The sequence below is a fragment of the Subdoligranulum sp. DSM 23681 genome, assembly GCF_057005535.1.
The window spans coordinates 1,906,762-1,923,398 of the sequence record NZ_CM168050.1; the positions used below are offsets into that span (position 1 = coordinate 1,906,762).

Below are 16,637 nucleotides of genomic sequence, written 5' to 3' on the forward strand. Positions count from 1 at the left end.
AACCAATTCTTGTGTACTTATTACCCAACCACGATTCCGGCAATATGAAACTCGTCTTCTGCACCAATGGGAATAGGCTGATAGGCGGGATTCAGCGAAATCAGCGCAACGCCGTGTTCGTCACATTTTAGTTTTTTGCAATATCCTTGGCCGTTCAAAACACAAAGAATAATGGAACCGTTCTCAGCTGTTTCACTGGCACGGGCCCAGACAATCTGCCCATCTGCGAAACGAGGTTCCATAGAGTTACCGGCCAGGCGAACACCAAATTCCGCGCGGGAGGGGACAGAGTCGTCTACCTCCATCTGCTCGGCAAGATCATCATCCAACCACTGACCCGTGCCGGCCGAAGCTGGTTGCAAATAAACGGGAAGAACACGAATCGTGGGATGAATGTCCTCACAAAACTGAGGAGAGCGCAGCAACAGATCCCGGTACTCTTCCAGACGGTTCATACCCAAATGGTTGAGCTGGGGATCTTCGGATTCGTTGAACAGATCAGATACCTCTCGATATCCCAGCGCATGAGCCAAGGCAATTGCCTGAGTGACCCGCGGCTCTGTGTCGCCGCTCTCCCAGGATACCAGGGTACGGGTGGCTACACTTTTTTCATGGGGAAGAAATTCCCGCATCCGGGTCACAACTTGCTCACGAGTAAGTTTTTGGGCTTCCCGGGCCTGTTTGATTCTGTCATTCCAGCTCATGGTAGTTCACCTCACTCATAGTATACCACTGCTGTAATTGTAAAGTCAATGGTACGTTTACGTGGATTTTCAAAAATAGAGTATTGAAATTGAAATAACATGTAAATATAATGGGCGTAAGGGGGAATGACTATGACCAGACAACGGCACATTCTGCATTGTGACTGTAACTGCTTCGTGTGACACGCAAGTCACTTGATTGATTGTCCTCCAAATGAGAGGACCCGCCGTACCGTCGGCGGCGCCTACCGTTCACAAAGTGGTCAGTAATGCCCATGAGGAAACGGAACGGGACACAGTAGCCCTTTCTCAGAACGAGAAGGAGCGGCAACCGCGAGGAAGCTGCAAGACTGTTAGCAACGATACAGTCAGGGAGCAGGCGAAGATAATATGACTAAGAAATCTGAACTGCTGATAAACGTCGTTATTGCAGAACAGGCCAAAGTTGCTGTCAGGCCTGACCCAAAACGGGGCTGAAGTCGGATGTTCCTCTGAATGCATAGGAACACACGGTCGAATGGCTTCCGGCGAAAAGGCAGAGTCTACGTTATCTGTATCGATCAAGTGGAACGTGGTAAGCCCGTACCTTCCCATAACTGTATGGAAGGTTTCCCGCGAGGGACGCTAATGAAGGTGCGGGTACAGGAGGACGGAAAAAGCGAATGCCTGGCTGTAACGGCCGGGATAGAGGTTGCAACATTACCTTGCCCGAAAGGGTGCAGACTTCCGTCTGGTCTTTCTTTGCAAGAGAATTTGAGAAATTTCTGAAAGGGGTAAAGCAGATGAACAGGAAACTGTGTGCGACTCCTCGCGTCGGTCAGCACTGGCAAGACATTGACTTTGCCAATGCAGAAAAGTGCGTGAAGAAACTGCAAATGCGTATTGCAAAGGCCGTAAAGGAAAGAAAGTGGGGCAAGGTCAAAGCCCTGCAATGGACACTGACGCACTCGTATTATGCGAAAGTGCTCGCAGTGAAACAAGTGACAGAAAACAGAGGGAAACGAACTTCCGGTGTTGACCATGAACTTTGGGACACCCCCGACGGTAAATTGAAAGCGATCGGAAAATTAAAACGACACGGCTACCGACCGTTACCGCTTCGGCGTGTGTATATACCAAAGAAAAACGGGAAGCTTCGTCCCCTCAGCATTCCAACCATGACAGACAGAGCCATGCAAACCTTGTACAGGTTCGCGCTCGACCCCGTTGCGGAAACAACGGCGGATGCTCACTCATACGGATTTCGCAAAGGACGTTGCGTGCAAGATGCCATTGAACACTGCTTCACAAGTCTAAGCCGCGGCACATCACCGGCTTGGATTCTAGAGGGAGACATCAAAGGATGCTTTGATCATATCAGCCACAAATGGCTGCTGGATAATATTCCGATGGACAAAGAAATCCTTGGAAAATTTCTAAAGAGCGGTTTCGTGGATGGCGGTATCTTCCACAATTCGGAAGAAGGCACCCCGCAGGGCGGTACGATTTCGACTGTGCTTTGTAACATGACGCTGGATGGATTGGAGCCCTTACTGAAAGAGAGATTCGTGCGCAAATACAGGAACGGTCGGATGTACAATCCAAAAGTCAACTTTACTCGATATGCCGACGACTTTATTGTGACGGGAGAAAGTCCCGAGCTGCTGGATGAACAAGTAAAACCACTCATCCGGCAATTCCTCCAGGAGCGAGGCCTTACCCTGTCAGAAGAAAAAACCAAGATTACGCATATCGAAGATGGGTTTGATTTCTTGGGATGTAACATCCGAAAGTTCAAAGGAAAATTGCTTACACGGCCATCCAAAACATCCGAAAAAGCGTTTCTCGCTAAAATTCGAGCGGTGATTCGGGCCAATCGGATGGCACGCCAACAAGACCTCATTGCCAAACTGAACCCTATTATCCGAGGATGGACAAACTTCCACCGTTTCAACGTCGCTTCCAGGGTGCTTCACCATGCCGACTTTCAGATTTACCAAGCATTGTGGAAATGGGCAAAAAGACGGCATCCTAACAAAGGAAGTAGCTGGATCGCCCAACGATATTTCCATCGCATTGGTAATCGTACCTGGACATTTTCTGTCCAATGGCGGAGAACGGATGGCAGTACAGGGTACTATGCCTTGGAATACGCGAGCGATGTGAAAATTGCTCGCTATCCCAAAATTCAGGACGGAGCCAATCCCTATGATGAGGAATGGCAGCTGTATTTTGAAGAACGGGAAACGGATAAAATGCGTATCAGTGTAAAAGGCAATGCCACGCTCAGGAAAATCTTCCGAATTCAGAAAGGGCGCTGCGCGCTTTGCGGTGAGCGTTTAACCCTGGAAACTGGTGCGCGGTGTCACAAATACACCGATGGAATGCGTACGATGAACTATTTGGTTCATCCAAGTTGTCACAGGAAAACCCATTCTTTTCCATTCTTGCGACCGGCTTATTGCGGCAGTAATAGGCTTTGAAAGGCTTGAGCCGTATGACGGGAAACTGTCACGTACGGTTCTTAGGGGAGGGGTGGGCAGTAATGCCCATCTCTTACCCGACTATGCAAGTGTAGAGATGCAGGAAAATCCTCAGTTACGGGGAAAGCGCATTGCGGTTTGCGGAAGCAAAGAAGATCGTCATGGGATTGTGCTTACGGCCAGCTATCCAGCAAAACGGATGGGGGTCAAGACGGGCATGGCCATCTGGCAGGCACAGCAATGTTGCCGCGATTTGATTATTGTGCCGCCGCACTACCGGGAATATATGCGGTATAGTGGGTATGTGAGGGAAATCCTGCAAAACTACTCCGACCAGGTAGAGGGGTTTGGTCTGGACGAAAGTTGGGTGGATGTGACCGGCAGTGTAGGGCTGTTCGGAAATGCGATGTCTATCGCCAAGGATATCAGTGACAGGGTAAAGCGAGAGCTGGGGATCACAGTAAGCATTGGCGTTTCCAACAACAAAATCACAGCAAAATTGGGCAGTGATTATAAAAAGCCGGATGCTATTACACGAATTGAATCTGACAATTATCGAGAAATCGTATATCCGTTGCCGGTGCAGGATCTGCTTTATGTAGGAGCCGCAACGCAGAAAAAGCTGAATCACTACGGCATTCGGACAATCGGCCAGCTGGCTGAAACAGATCCTCGAGTATTGCAGGGATGGTTTGGTAAAGTTGGGTACTCGCTGTCTGCCTTTGCTCGGGGACTGGACGCTTCGCCGGTTGCCAAGCAGGATCACAAAGTGGCCATCAAAAGTGTTGGAAATAGCGGAACCACACCACGAGACCTGGTGAGTGATACGGATGTATGGTTGATGCTGAACATCATGAGTGAGAGTGTAGCCATGCGGATGCGGGAACTCGCCATGAAATGCACGGTAGTGGAAGTATCGGTGCGGGACAGTGATCTCTGTGGATTTGTGCGCCAGCGCAAAATAGAAACTCCAACCAATGTAGCCTTGGAAATTGCGCGGGAGGCGTTTGCGCTGTTCAAGGCCAATTACCGTTGGGGAAAGCCTTTGCGCGGTGTAGGTGTGCGCGGAGCAGGACTCGTGCCAGAGGACTGTACCATTCAGCTTGGATTTTTCAGCAATGAAGAAAAACGGGAAAAGCTGGAACGCATCGACAAGGCTGTAGATACTGTCAGAGAGCGGTATGGGTATACCTGTGTACAGAGAGCGATTGTCTATACGGACAACCAGTTGAGTAAGATAAACCCCAAGGATGACCATACCGTCCATCCGGTGGGATTTTTCAATGCTGGATAAGGAGGCATCTGCATGGCACGGCAAATTACCAAACGTGAAAAGCGATATGTAACGGTTGATGTACGTTTTGAAGAGGATGGACACCTTCGGCCATTGACTATACGATATGGCCCCGAGCAAATCTATGAAATCGATGCTGTCAAAGACGTGAGCAGGCGGGCCGCCGAGGTCGGTGGCGTCGGGGATCGGTATCTTTGTGTCATAGCGGGTCAGGAGAAAAAGCTCTGGTTTGAGAAAGGCCGGTGGTTTGTGGAAGCAAAGGTGTGAGAACGAATAGAAACGGATGGCATACGGGCTTTATCTGTTACGGTTATGGAAATCGATCAAACAGGAAAATGACCGACCGACTTTGATGACACCATTTTAGTAGTTGGTTGCTTGCCCAGAAAAGGTGAAAGGAGCGTTTATCAGAAAAATGTCATTGTTCGTCACGTTTCGCGGAATTTCTCCTTTACACTAGGATAAGCAGAATTGTTAAGGTAATAAAGGAGGTTTGAATGAAGCGAGAAGTCTTCAATAGATGGTTATTTGGTATTCTGGCGGTTATTGAGCTGATTGCAATGACAGGCTGTAATGGCTCCCAGAGTCAAGCACCAACTGCCGAACAAATCCGACCGGAAACACAGAACGAGGTGGATATATCGACCGACGATGCCGCATTTTCGCTCACCGTATTGGACGTTGGGCAAGGATTATCGGTTCTAGTGAAAGCTGGCAATGACTGTTTGCTCTATGATGGCGGTGGTCGAGGAGCATCTTCCTATGTGGTTTCCTATCTGCAACAGAACGATGTGACGGAATTGGATTGGCTGATAGCTTCTCACTATGACGAAGATCATATCAGTGGACTGGTGGGTGTGCTCAACACAATATCTGTAGATCAGGCGCTTATGCCGGACTACTCCACAGACACGCAGATATATCAATCCTTACAAAATTCTTTGGAAGAGAAAAGTGTACCGGTAACTTACCCAACACAAGGAGAAAGCTTCACACTTGGTGATGCAGAGATTCAAGTTGTAGGGCCTTTCGATTATACTTATGATTCGGATAACAGTAATTCAATCTGCTTGAAGATTTGTTATGGAAATTTTAGCTGTTTACTGACCGGTGACGCAGAACAAGACGCAGAGCATGATATGATCGCTTCGGGACAAGATCTGACCTGTGATGTGTATGTTGTAGGACATCATGGCAGCTCATCATCTACTAGCGAGGAATTGTTGAATGCGGCGTCTCCTGAATATGCTGTTCTCAGTGTGGGGGCGGATAATCGCTATGGACATCCGGCTGAACAAACGATGAAAGCCTTACAAAATCACGGTGTCGAATTGTATAGAACTGATAGGCAGGGAGAGATAACCGTCTATGCCAATAAAGAGCACTTCTGGTTCAATACGCCCCCTAGCGAAGACTGGAGTGCTGGCAAGCAAACTGCTCCAGATACGCCGCTTGCCACGACGATTTCTGATGATGCTAAGTATGTCTTGAATATACACACGAAAAAGTTCCATTTACCAGCTTGTCCAAGCGTTAACCAAATGAATGAAAAAAACAAAAGTTTTACGGATGAGGCTCGTGAAGAATTGATCGCCCGAGGATATACACCTTGTGGGCAATGTAATCCGTAAAAGGATAGACAGAAGCGGTATCTGCCCAATGGAGTAGATACTGTTTTTTTATAACCATTTCAATGGCAGGTGATTCAATGAAAGATAATAGACATAAGGACCCTAGGCAAAAACCATTGGGCCAGTCAGAAAGAATCCAGACAGGATCCCGATTACCGAAAATGCTTGCACGGGAGGTTTGGGTGAAAAGCAAAGAAAACCTGATTTCGGCAACACGCACAAATCCCGATAGCAACTACGCTTACGCACAGGAGATGGAAGAATATAGTGTTCAGCAAGCAGAAAATTGTTTGGAAGATGCTACTCTTTTAGCGTTGCAAAAGGCAGGTGCCGTTTCCAAAGACAGGATCGCCCGCAAGAGGGAACTGAATAAACCCCATCAGGAGGGTTCCAGGTATAGGAATACTCTGGAACCGAGAGATAAGAAACCTGTAGTTCGAGAACCCTCGAAAACCAATCCGCAAGGCACCTCAAAGAAAGAGCAGCAACGGCGCACTGTTCAGAAACAAAGGCACAAAGTCTTAGAGCAACAGGTCAAAAAAGTAGCTTGGGAAATACGTGGCGTTGATATAGATCAAAAACAACTCCGCACTTCAGCCAATACTGCCCGCAAGGGAAAAAAGGCAGATCAAGTAGCACAACGTACACAAAGAATGATCTACCGAGCCAAGCAAGCCGCTAGGGAAAGCGAAAAAGCAGCCAAGAAAGGGATTGCTGTCATACGCTCGGCGATTCGACATTGGATGACTGCCATGCAGAGCCTTGCAACTGCACTGATTGCTGGTGGCTGGGTATCCGTGTTTATCATCCTGCTGATTTGTTTGATAGCCTTAGTAGCCGGGTCAGCTTATGGCATCTTTTTCGCAGCAGAGTCCCCTGATGAGAATGCTATCAGTGTGCAAGAGGCCGTAGAACTGCTTACCGAAGAATATCGGGACCGGTTGGAAGCAATCGAAAAAAACGCAGAATATGACCGCCAGGAAATCGAGTCCAACGATGGCAGCTATGCCATTGCGTGGCAGGATGTCCTGGCGGTCTTTGCTTCTCAAACGGCAGGTGATGCCAACGGTACTACTGTTGCCTATTTGGACGAGGACAATGTAGATCGGCTGCGCACCGTTCTTTGGGATATGAACGAGCTGGATTGGCGCACCGAAAGCCAACTCCAAGAGGTGGAACAGACAAATGAGGAAGGTGAGATAGAAACCACAACCATCACCGAAACCGTTCTGATCATTGAACTGACTCATCATACACTGGAAGAAATGCGGGAAACCTATCACTTTACAGACAGGCAGAATGAATACCTGACATTGCTCTCAGGAGAAGAGACCACAACCCTTTGGGGTGAACTGTTGGGCGGTTTTATCCAGGGAAACGGGGAACTCATGGCGCCCGGTATGGATACAGTGTTTGCAGACGGGGCCCTACAATGGCCGCTGCCGGTGGCGGGTACGATCACCTCGCCACAAGGCTACCGAACCGACCCGATTACTGGCGAAACCAGCTACCACAGCGGCACCGACATCGCCGTGCCCGAGGACACCCCGATCTTGGCTGCTGCCGATGGCGCTGTGACCATTGCCAACGCCACCGACAGCTGGGGGGGAAGCTATGGCTATTACGTCAAAATCGACCATGGTGGTGGACTGACTACGCTGTATGCACATTGTTCCAAAATCTGCGTCACAGTGGGGCAGGAGGTAAAGGCAGGGCAGGTTATAGCCTATGTGGGACATACAGGGCGTGCCACTGGAGCGCATCTGCATTTTGAAGTGAGAAAGTAAGACTGATTGCCGATATAGATGGCATCATTGCAGCAAGGCCAAGTTTGTGTCGGAAACGTAGCAATAACTGTTGCCTGCAGCATTCGTGTTTACTGCTTTGACCATTAAAACTTTGCCACCGTTGACACTTACACTGATAGGACGAACATTTTCATCACGAACGATATCGTCAACCCGTCCGACCAAGACATCGTCTACATAAATTTCAATGCTCATGTTGGCGTCACGGTTTGTGTCGTCAGAGGTTACGATGTTTGCTTCAAACGTATCATACTTTCCATCCAGCTTGAATTTGGCCCAAGCTTCCTGCCAGGGATCAAATTTATAAGAAACACTGTGTGTTGTGCCATACAGGTCTTTTACAGATGATACTTGTTCACAGCGTTCGCTATCCAGCATTTCCAAATTATCCAACCGCTTCGTTTCTACTTCATCTAAGTAGCCTTGGGCAACAACTTTATCAACTTCATCCATTGAATAGGTATTCAGAAGTACTGACTTGAGGTTTTCAACCTGTGCTTTAAGGGCTTCATTTTCGCTTTGTAGTGTTTGGGCTTCACTTGTCAGCTGCACATTTTGAGTTTTTGTCGAATTATATACACTGATTAGCTGATCGGTTGCAGCTACCATGTCACCGGTTTCGGTTAGTTCACTAGTCTTAGCATCATCCCCTAAGGTGGAAACAACATTTACAATTGTCTGTTGTGATGCGGTCTGAAGACTGTTCACCTCGTTTTTTAACGTAGCAGCCTGCTGAGCCTGAAAGATTCCAAAGATACTGCCAACAATACCGATGACTGCTGAAAGAATCCCGAGAATACGATTGATCTTTTCACTTTTCTCTTCTGTTTTCATGGGTTACAACGTTCTCCTTCATTTCTATTTGTGGGCAAACGGAGCTTATAGCCGACTTTAAAAACAGTTTGCAAGGAACTGCCCAGTTTGAGTTTTTTCCTTAGCTGGCAGACATGAATATCTAACGTGCGCGTCTTCAAACCGGGTGGGCTTCTCCATACCGACAGCATAAGAGTCTTGCGTGAAAGTGTTTGCCCTGGATGCTGAAGAAAATAACATAAAAGTTGATATTCCATTTCTGGTAGATGAATTTCTTCCCCGGAGGAATACACAGTATGGGTTAAGGGGTCCACCGTAAGCGAATTATACACGGTCCATGCCTGTGCATTATCTGTCATTCTTCAGGTTCCGTCCTCTCATCGCATAAGAATCTTGTAAGCAAATAGCTAGAAACCAAGAAATAAATAAAGCAGTTGCCAAGAGTAGAATGATAATCCAAGAAAAGTTGTACGGTTCACCATCAGTTACGCTATAACCTTGTGTAGTCAAAAAGGCTGCTGCATGGAACAGGGGCCAAAAACCCAGCCATTCAATCCCCCCTTTCATCCCGGAGAGGCTCAGGAGTGCAGGGAGGCAATAGGCTACAGCACTGATGAATAAGGCCGGAAGTAAGTTGCCGAACATGCGTCCCAATGTCAAAGTTATTGCGCACATGCACAAGCAAGCTGCTACCCGACAGAGAAACCAGAACAACAGTACATCGGACAAGGTAAAGATGGCCGGGATACTCTCAAATTCAGAGATGCTCATGGCTGGGGCAAGCATGGTAGGTAGACCGTAGTCCCGCAATACCTGAATTAAATGTGGCAGGCAGGATGCCACCGCGATGCCCACTGCCACAACCGTGCTGACTGCGAGTTTTGCCCGTACCGTTTGCTTACGGCCCAGCGGCGTTGTGCAGAGGATGGTCTCCATGCCGCCGCGGCGCTCCATCGAGAACAGCCCTGAAAAGCAGAGCGCGCAGGCCAGCCCGGCCAGCAGTGCATCTTGCACATCAGCCTGACCAGTGAAGCCAAACAGTTCCTTGTATCCGCTTTCATATACCAGCCAGGCGCCAGGGTGTTCTTTCAGATAGTAGTTGATATTCTGGTTGATTATCTGAGTGTACACACTATACTTTTGCTGCAAAGAACTGAACGCCAGCATTGCGTCGCTGGAAAGCTCGCCGGCTGCTACCTTCTGCTGGACTTCGAGCATCGGGGCAAATTCCTCGCCCTGCTCTTCCAGCCAATCGTAGGTCTCCTGAGTAAAGGGGCCCGAGATATGTTTCATGTAGTAGGCGTAATAGATTTCATCTGGCCCGATGTAACTTTCAGCTGTTACACCCTGGTAAACGCCAAATCCGATAAAGGCGGCCAGCACCACCGCGGAGCCGTTGAGCAGCAGCAACTTGCGTGCCTCCTCTTTATAGATAGAAGTGGCACGGGTCTTGTGCCGCAGACCCAGCAGAAATCCGCGCTTGGCGGCAGACAGCAGTTGCGCACGGGCAAACACCCAGCAAAAGGCAAAGGTCAGAGCTCCGCCGTAAAGAACAGCTGCCGTCCACTCAACCAGCGGTAAACCGATAGGAGTGCCGAACCAATATAGATTGCGGTAGTTCCCCAACAGCTCGTTTGTTTGCAGCAAGCTGGCAAGGTTTGCGTATTTGATGACATTCAGCCGGCTGGTAGCCGGGATTGCGGCTCGGATGCCGAACATCATGAGCGGCCCAACCAGGGCGGCAGCCCATCCGGCAGCCGCCCGGCGGGCAATCAGCGCTGCCAGCATGACCCAAAGCCCCATGACAAAGGCCCCGGCCCACTTGGCTAGCAGAAAGCGGAACAGATACTGCCCAACCGTGATTTGCATTGTACAGCGCATCAGGGCGGGTACACTCTGGATTGTCCGGGACAGCGGGCCGAGGCCATATGTCGCACTGCAGTAAGCGAGATTCACACCATACAAAAGCGCCAGCACGGCCAGTAGGCTCAATGCAAACGCCACCAGTTTTGCAAGGGCCGTTTGCAGACGTCCACCGGGCAGGCTGCGCACCAATGAGAGCAACCCGCTGTCCCGTTCCTGCCGGACGAGCAGCAGTGCTAGCACCAGCATGGATGCCAGCAGAATCAGGTCGGTGAAAGCATAGGAGATGGCGGTATACAACCCTTTCTGCGGGTAGTAATCAATGGCCGTTTCGCCTAACCCGGCATAAACCTCTGCTGTGACCTCGATGTTTCTCAGGTCATACCCGGTCTCATCGTTTTGGAAAATCGAGATGCCCGCCAGCTGTCCGGCATTGGTTTGCACGCTTTCAAGAAAATCGGTGTACCCGGCTACCGTATCGTACTCGCTAACCAGTTGGGAGAACAGTGCATAGTCCAACCATAAACTGTCGGTGTATAGGGTATAGGTCTTATCAAGGTAGGTCTGCTCGTAGGTCTCGAACAGTGCGGCGTTTTCCTCGCGGTAACGCTGCAAGTAGACGCTGCTGCCGTAAGCGAGGTCGCGGTAGTAGCTTTCGAGCCGCAGAAGCGACTCGGCCTCGTCGAGTTTGCTGTGCAAAAAGTCGCCCTTGGCGGTCATATCAGACCCCAGGGCAGCCAAATCAGCCCCCACGGCGCGGTAGGCCGCGGCGGGGGGCTGGTTGGCGGTGGGACGTGTGCCCATCCAGAGTAATAACAGATTGGCGGCCACGAGCACGGCGAGCAGCATCGGGAACAAACGGTTGCCCCATACCTTGCGCAGCTCAGCAGTGAGCAGACTCATTTCCCGTCCCCCTCCCCGAATACTACGAGGTACACATCCTCAAGCCCTTGGCCGGGGGCGTATTTGGCAATAAGGTCCGGCACCGGGGCAGCGTCCACGATTTTTCCGGCACGCAGCAAGATCACCTCCGTAGCGACGGTCTCCACATCACTGACCACGTGAGTGGCCACCAGAATAATGCGGTCGGCAGCCATTTGGGCCAGTAGCTCCCGCAGGCGGACACGTTCCTTGGGGTCAAGACCGGCGGTGGGCTCGTCCAGAATCAGCAGCTTGGGGTCGCCCAGCAGGGCGGACGCCAGCAACAGCCGTTGCTTCATGCCGCCGGAGTAGGCGGACAGGCGCTTGTCCAGCTCAGACGAAAGATTCACTGCCGCAGCAACACGGTCCACCTCGGACGGGACGCTTTTGCGGGGTAGCTCTTTCAGTGCCGCCATGTAGGTCAGAAAGCGCCGACCGGTATAGCTGTCATACAACCCCTGCTGCTGTGGCATATACCCGAGCACACGGCGGAACCGGATGCCACGCGCCGGCTTGCCGCACCAGAGTACCTCGCCCGAATCCGCGGCCAGCGTGCCGGTGATGATGCTGATTAGTGTGCTTTTGCCCGCGCCGTTTGGTCCTAAAAGGCCGTAAAGCCCTGGGCCGAGGGTCAGGGATACCCCGGCCAGGGCTTGCCTGGGCTTCTCTTTTTTGCACAGGGAGGAACCAGCATATGACTTTTTCAGGTCGTGGATAGCCAACAAATCAATTTGCATTTTTATATTCTATTGCTGTGCGGAAGCTGTCGCGGGTGCAACGCCGTTCCAATAGTCTTCCTGGGGAATCAGAGAGTATTCTTTTTCACCGGTCGCCACATATTGGGCGTTGGTGCTCGTTTGCACAGGATTCTCTCCGGTGATGACCAGATACCGGTCGTCAGAAACAGAGGTTATACGATCAGCTGGCATTGCGTTCTCCCCGGAGGTATAAAGGAGGTCCCATTTCTGCGGCGTTTCATCTCCGGTTACCATGTAATACCCATCCTCCATACTTGCACCGTTTTGGTGAGAGGCTGTTTCAATCTGGAAAATCAGATGGGTGGCATCAGCGTCCACAAAATTAACAAACGCTTCCTCGTCGCCGGGAAGTTCAAAACCGCTCAGATGTACTGTGTTGCCCGATGCTAAGTCCAACAAATGGCAGTACCCGTCTTCTTTATATACCAGTGTTGTGTCCTGCAGCAGCGAATTAACCACGGCATCGCTCACGGTTCGAACAGTCTCGCGCTCGCCTGTGATCGGGTCAAAGGCTGTGTAGTTTCCGTTGGCGTCCAGCAGGATGAGCCGGGAACCTGCACCGCCTTTCACCCATTCCTGATTCAAGGGGCATATCGTTTCGGTTGCGCCGGTGCCGGGGTTGACTTGGATCAATTCTGCGGTCATGTTTCCGTCTTCGGTCGCCGTGTCGAGTTCGCAGTAGATGTTGGTTCCATCGGTCACAAGGGGACGGTTGATTTGCTGTGACGCCTCAAAGGTGACAGTGGTTTTGCGGTCGGAGCCGTCCAACCCCATGACTTCAATGTGCGGCAAAACGGTAGAGGAAGCCGGCACGGAGGCGCGCACATTACCGGGGAAAATGAGAACCAACTGATCTCCCACAACGCTGCACAAAATTCCGCCGGCCGAGTAGGGCAAAAAACTTGTGCAGGCTTCCGTGTCATGGCTGCAGTTAGGCTGACTGCACAGGTAAATCGTCTGCATGGTTGCGTAGTCGAGATACATCAGGTTAGTCGAACCGTCCTCACTTACCGTAGAGCTGACATAATAAAATCCGTCTTGTGCATATCCGCCATAGTTCCAACCACTGCTTCGTTGCAGAGCGGTGAACACGGCAGAATTTTGTGAAGAAGTCTCCTGCTGAGCGGCTTGCTGTGAGTCGGTTTCATCCAACGGCTGTTGCGCAGGGCTCCTGCAGCCAAACAGAAGCAGGGCAGGAACCAGAATTAGAGCGGGCATCAATCTTTTTTTCATGGGTACGACCTCGTAAGTGGATTGTGGATGATTGTGCGGAGCGGTGTTGTACGGTGCAGAAGATGAGTAAAACACGACGGTACGTATCGAAGGTGATGCGTCCGTAATACCACGAGACGCCAGCCCGAGGTATGCTATCGGGCTGGCGTTATGATGTATCAGAAAATCAAAGCGGGGGAGGAGGGCAGTCAGGCCAGCTCGTTCCAGATATGAGCCGCGTTGCCCCAGATAACGTCGCGCCCGCTGACAAACGCATACATGTTACTGTGGTATGTCAGGCGGATGGTAAAGGACGCCATATTACCATTGATGGACACAACAGAATCCGCATTATTGCTGGACACATCCTGGTAAACGTTGCAGTTGTAGTTGGAGTTGTTGATGTTGAGCGTATAGGAATTTCCGGCGCTGTCGGTCTTGCTGTTGTAAACTTTTTTGCCGTTACCCCTGTTTGCGATAGACCAGAGCTGATCGCCATCATTTGTGCGCGAATACACGGTCACATCGCGGTTATTGTAAGGGTTGCCACTGCCTTCCATATTCATGTAGTTGTTTCCGCCCATCGATTCGTTGCGGATATGGTACGCATTGTAACCGTTATCGAAATCGGCAAAGGCGGGAATAGCCAAGGCACAGGCCATTGCCAGAGCCAGGCAAACGGTCAAAATCTTTTTGGTCAGGGTTTTCATCGCACAAATCCTCCTTCTCATGAGATTTTGTGATTTGGGGTGGTTTCGGAGCAGACTAGTCATCACCCGCGCGCCAGTGATGACCATTACAAGTCGCGGTCAGTTCCCGGGATCACTGACCCTTTCCCGTATGCGCACTATAGCATACTGCATACAAAATTTCCAAAAAAACGTCACAAAATCAAAAAATACAGCACAAATGCAAAAACTCCCTGCTGCAGACGATGAATCCGCAGCAGGGAGCTTTTGTTTTAATTATTTATATCAGGCCAGTCGACGGTAAAAATAAAACGGCCATTCTCGAACAAGAAGGTGTATTCAGCGTGATACCTGTCCAGAATATCCCCCACATTGCGCAAACCGTAGCCGTGCAACAGCGGTTCCGGCTTGGTCGTGGCAATCTGCCCGCCTACGATCTGGACTGGGCGGCTCGGATTGATGATGGAAATAGATAATAGCCCTTGTCCATACAGGATTTGGACGCTGACCCAGCGCTCAGATTCCGGCATCTGGATGCAGGCTTCCATAGAGTTGTCAAGCAAATTGGCAAGCACAATGGTCACATCGACCCGAGGTAGTTTCAGCACCGAAAGATCATTCACACGAAACCGCATGTCGATTCCTTGCCGCTGCGCGATATAGCCCTTCTGGTTCAGCACTGCGTCAATTGCCGCGTTGTGTGTATTAACTAGCAAGATGCGTTCGCTCTGATGAACTTTCATCTCTGATAAAAACGATTGAGCCTCCTCCAGATTTCCCTGTTCTAACAATGACGACAGAGTGGAGAGCTGTGTGCGATAATCATGAGTCATTTTCCGTTGACCTGCGTATGCCTGGCTTAGAGCCTGTATGTTTTCGTCCTGCACGTGCGCACGCTCTGCAGCGGCTATCAGCTTTTCCCGGTTTACGGCGCTCTGCTCAAGGTGATCGAGCAGAAGAAGGAACACCACATCCACCACGTCGAGAATCAGCAGGCAAAGATGCCATATTTGCTGTTCATTTGGAAATGTGTAAATCTGCCAAATAATAAGCAGCGTACTCAGAGGGAAAACAACGGACAATGACACCCAGGCGCGGGCCTGTTTGCCAACGGATAACGGTGGGTGGTATTTTCGAATTATCAGTGCTACTACAAGGAACGAGAGCGGACGGAGAAGAAAGACCGCTGAATAGAGGGGAACATTCCAGATATATTCCTCGTATGTCAAGTTTAGGGCATACATGCATAAGGCGTCAAGCCAGTAAGCCGAGGAATACAGAACCGCATAGGTTGTTACTATAACGAACAGGCGGCGATCCCAGCGGCTTTGGTACAAGAGGGCGCATAATGCATAATAAGATGCTACTTCGAACAGAATCTTGGACGCGTAACCAAAACTACTCCCCACAAAAAGCGAAAACACGAAAAAAACTGATATTCCCAGAGTAACAAAAAAACAATAAGATTTTCCGAACTTTTTACGCGGAAAGAAAGCGTCAAATAGAATGAGTCCAATCCATGCAGAAACTATACTGCCAATCAAGCTGAGTAGATTTCCCCAAAGCTCTACCATAGCTGCTGCGCCTTCCAGTTGACAAATTTTTTTTGATTTTCGCGGTAATTGCGGGCACTTGCCTTCAAACTTTTTCCCGTGGTCAAAACAGCACCAGTACTTTGTAGAGATTGCAGATACGTCATGTTCACCAGATACTGTTTATGGATGCGCAAGAACCCCTGCGGGAACAACAGTTCTTCCAATTGGGCCATTGTCAGCCGCGTATACAGCTTTTCTTTCGACCAGCCAATCATGTACAGGCACTGTTCGTGTCCCTGACTTTCCACATAGGAAATTGCCTGTACGGGGACCGACATACTCTCTCCCTCACAAAAGATTTCAACTTTTCGTTTGCGCGTGCGGCATACGGCGAGTGCGTCCGAAAAATAGCCGGGCAGCTTTCGGTCCAGTTCTGCTTTGGACAGATAGCGGAAAGCATTCACCTCATAACCTTCCGGGGCATACTCACTGAAATTGGTCACCAAAATCAGGACAGCCTCAGCGTTATGTTCCCGAATAATCCGTGCCAGTTCGATACCGTTTTTATTTCCCAAATCAATATCCAGAAAAAGAATATCGAACTTCGTCAACACCCCGGCGCTCATGGCAGTTACATCCGTCAGGAGCTGCACATTCATAGACTTGGGAGAATAGGCTGGCAAGGCCTGTATCTTTTTCGCCATGTCCTGCGCAAAAGCGGCATCATCATCGCAGATCAAAATGTGTACCATACTTCCCCCTATGGTGACATACTTCTCGGTAGTAAGACGTCTCTGTGTTTTCAAAATAGTAAATCCTCCAGTAATTGTCAAGGCTGTGGGGATAGTTTTCTTATTGTATAGCATAAAGCTGTCCATAAATCAAATTTTGGACAGATAACAGTCCAACCGAATTGTAAACTATACCTATGCAAGGAGGGGGGACAC

The 16,637-nt window shown here is 49.9% G+C and carries 14 protein-coding genes; 5 read left to right on the plus strand and 9 right to left on the minus strand.

The window, feature by feature from the left end; all coding sequences use genetic code 11:
- Positions 1-20 precede the first annotated feature (20 nt).
- Positions 21-704, minus strand: a complete 684-nt coding sequence (locus tag AC127K_RS08745; RefSeq protein WP_483720263.1) for a S24 family peptidase — start codon at positions 702-704, stop codon at positions 21-23.
- A 782-nt stretch (positions 705-1,486) separates the two neighbouring features.
- Between AC127K_RS08745 and ltrA the strand changes: the two genes are divergently transcribed.
- The 5 genes from ltrA to AC127K_RS08770 all read left to right on the plus strand — a co-directional run bounded on the left by ltrA (position 1,487) and on the right by AC127K_RS08770 (position 7,878).
- Positions 1,487-3,166 (plus strand): group II intron reverse transcriptase/maturase, encoded by a 1,680-nt coding sequence (gene ltrA, locus AC127K_RS08750; RefSeq protein ID WP_483720264.1) that lies wholly within the window; start codon positions 1,487-1,489, stop codon positions 3,164-3,166.
- Positions 3,167-3,218: 52 nt separating this feature from the next.
- Positions 3,219-4,460: a DNA polymerase Y family protein gene (locus AC127K_RS08755; protein ID WP_483720265.1), complete on the plus strand. Its 1,242-nt coding sequence runs from the start codon at positions 3,219-3,221 to the stop codon at positions 4,458-4,460.
- Positions 4,461-4,472: 12 nt separating this feature from the next.
- Entirely contained in the window at positions 4,473-4,727 is a 255-nt protein-coding gene (locus tag AC127K_RS08760; RefSeq protein WP_483720266.1) for a hypothetical protein, read from the plus strand.
- 230 nt (positions 4,728-4,957) lie between these two features.
- Positions 4,958-6,091: a ComEC/Rec2 family competence protein gene (locus tag AC127K_RS08765; RefSeq protein WP_483720267.1), complete on the plus strand. Its 1,134-nt coding sequence runs from the start codon at positions 4,958-4,960 to the stop codon at positions 6,089-6,091.
- A gap of 182 nt (positions 6,092-6,273) precedes the next feature.
- Positions 6,274-7,878 carry a M23 family metallopeptidase gene (locus AC127K_RS08770; RefSeq protein WP_483720268.1) on the plus strand — a complete coding sequence of 535 codons (1,605 nt, stop codon included), beginning with the start codon at positions 6,274-6,276 and terminating at the stop codon, positions 7,876-7,878.
- A 24-nt stretch (positions 7,879-7,902) separates the two neighbouring features.
- Here the strand turns inward: AC127K_RS08770 and AC127K_RS08775 are convergent, their stop codons facing one another.
- The 8 genes from AC127K_RS08775 to AC127K_RS08810 all read right to left on the minus strand — a co-directional run bounded on the left by AC127K_RS08775 (position 7,903) and on the right by AC127K_RS08810 (position 16,442).
- Positions 7,903-8,733, minus strand: a complete 831-nt coding sequence (locus AC127K_RS08775) for an NPCBM/NEW2 domain-containing protein (RefSeq protein ID WP_483720269.1) — start codon at positions 8,731-8,733, stop codon at positions 7,903-7,905.
- Positions 8,730-9,071 (minus strand): winged helix-turn-helix domain-containing protein, encoded by a 342-nt coding sequence (locus AC127K_RS08780; protein ID WP_483720270.1) that lies wholly within the window; start codon positions 9,069-9,071, stop codon positions 8,730-8,732. The genes AC127K_RS08775 and AC127K_RS08780 overlap by 4 nt, the downstream gene beginning before the upstream one ends.
- A complete protein-coding gene (locus AC127K_RS08785; RefSeq protein ID WP_483720271.1) occupies positions 9,061-11,478 on the minus strand; it encodes a hypothetical protein in 2,418 nt (805 codons plus the stop codon). The genes AC127K_RS08780 and AC127K_RS08785 overlap by 11 nt, the downstream gene beginning before the upstream one ends.
- Positions 11,475-12,233, minus strand: a complete 759-nt coding sequence (locus AC127K_RS08790; RefSeq protein ID WP_483720273.1) for an ATP-binding cassette domain-containing protein — start codon at positions 12,231-12,233, stop codon at positions 11,475-11,477. The genes AC127K_RS08785 and AC127K_RS08790 overlap by 4 nt, the downstream gene beginning before the upstream one ends.
- A gap of 9 nt (positions 12,234-12,242) precedes the next feature.
- Positions 12,243-13,487: a hypothetical protein gene (locus tag AC127K_RS08795; protein WP_483720275.1), complete on the minus strand. Its 1,245-nt coding sequence runs from the start codon at positions 13,485-13,487 to the stop codon at positions 12,243-12,245.
- Positions 13,488-13,675: 188 nt separating this feature from the next.
- Entirely contained in the window at positions 13,676-14,176 is a 501-nt protein-coding gene (locus tag AC127K_RS08800; RefSeq protein ID WP_483720276.1) for a hypothetical protein, read from the minus strand.
- Between the two features lie 251 nt (positions 14,177-14,427).
- Positions 14,428-15,729, minus strand: a complete 1,302-nt coding sequence (locus tag AC127K_RS08805; RefSeq protein WP_483720277.1) for a sensor histidine kinase — start codon at positions 15,727-15,729, stop codon at positions 14,428-14,430.
- Entirely contained in the window at positions 15,723-16,442 is a 720-nt protein-coding gene (locus tag AC127K_RS08810) for a LytR/AlgR family response regulator transcription factor (RefSeq protein WP_483720279.1), read from the minus strand. Before AC127K_RS08810 ends, AC127K_RS08805 begins: the two co-directional genes overlap by 7 nt.
- Positions 16,443-16,637: the final 195 nt, after the last annotated feature.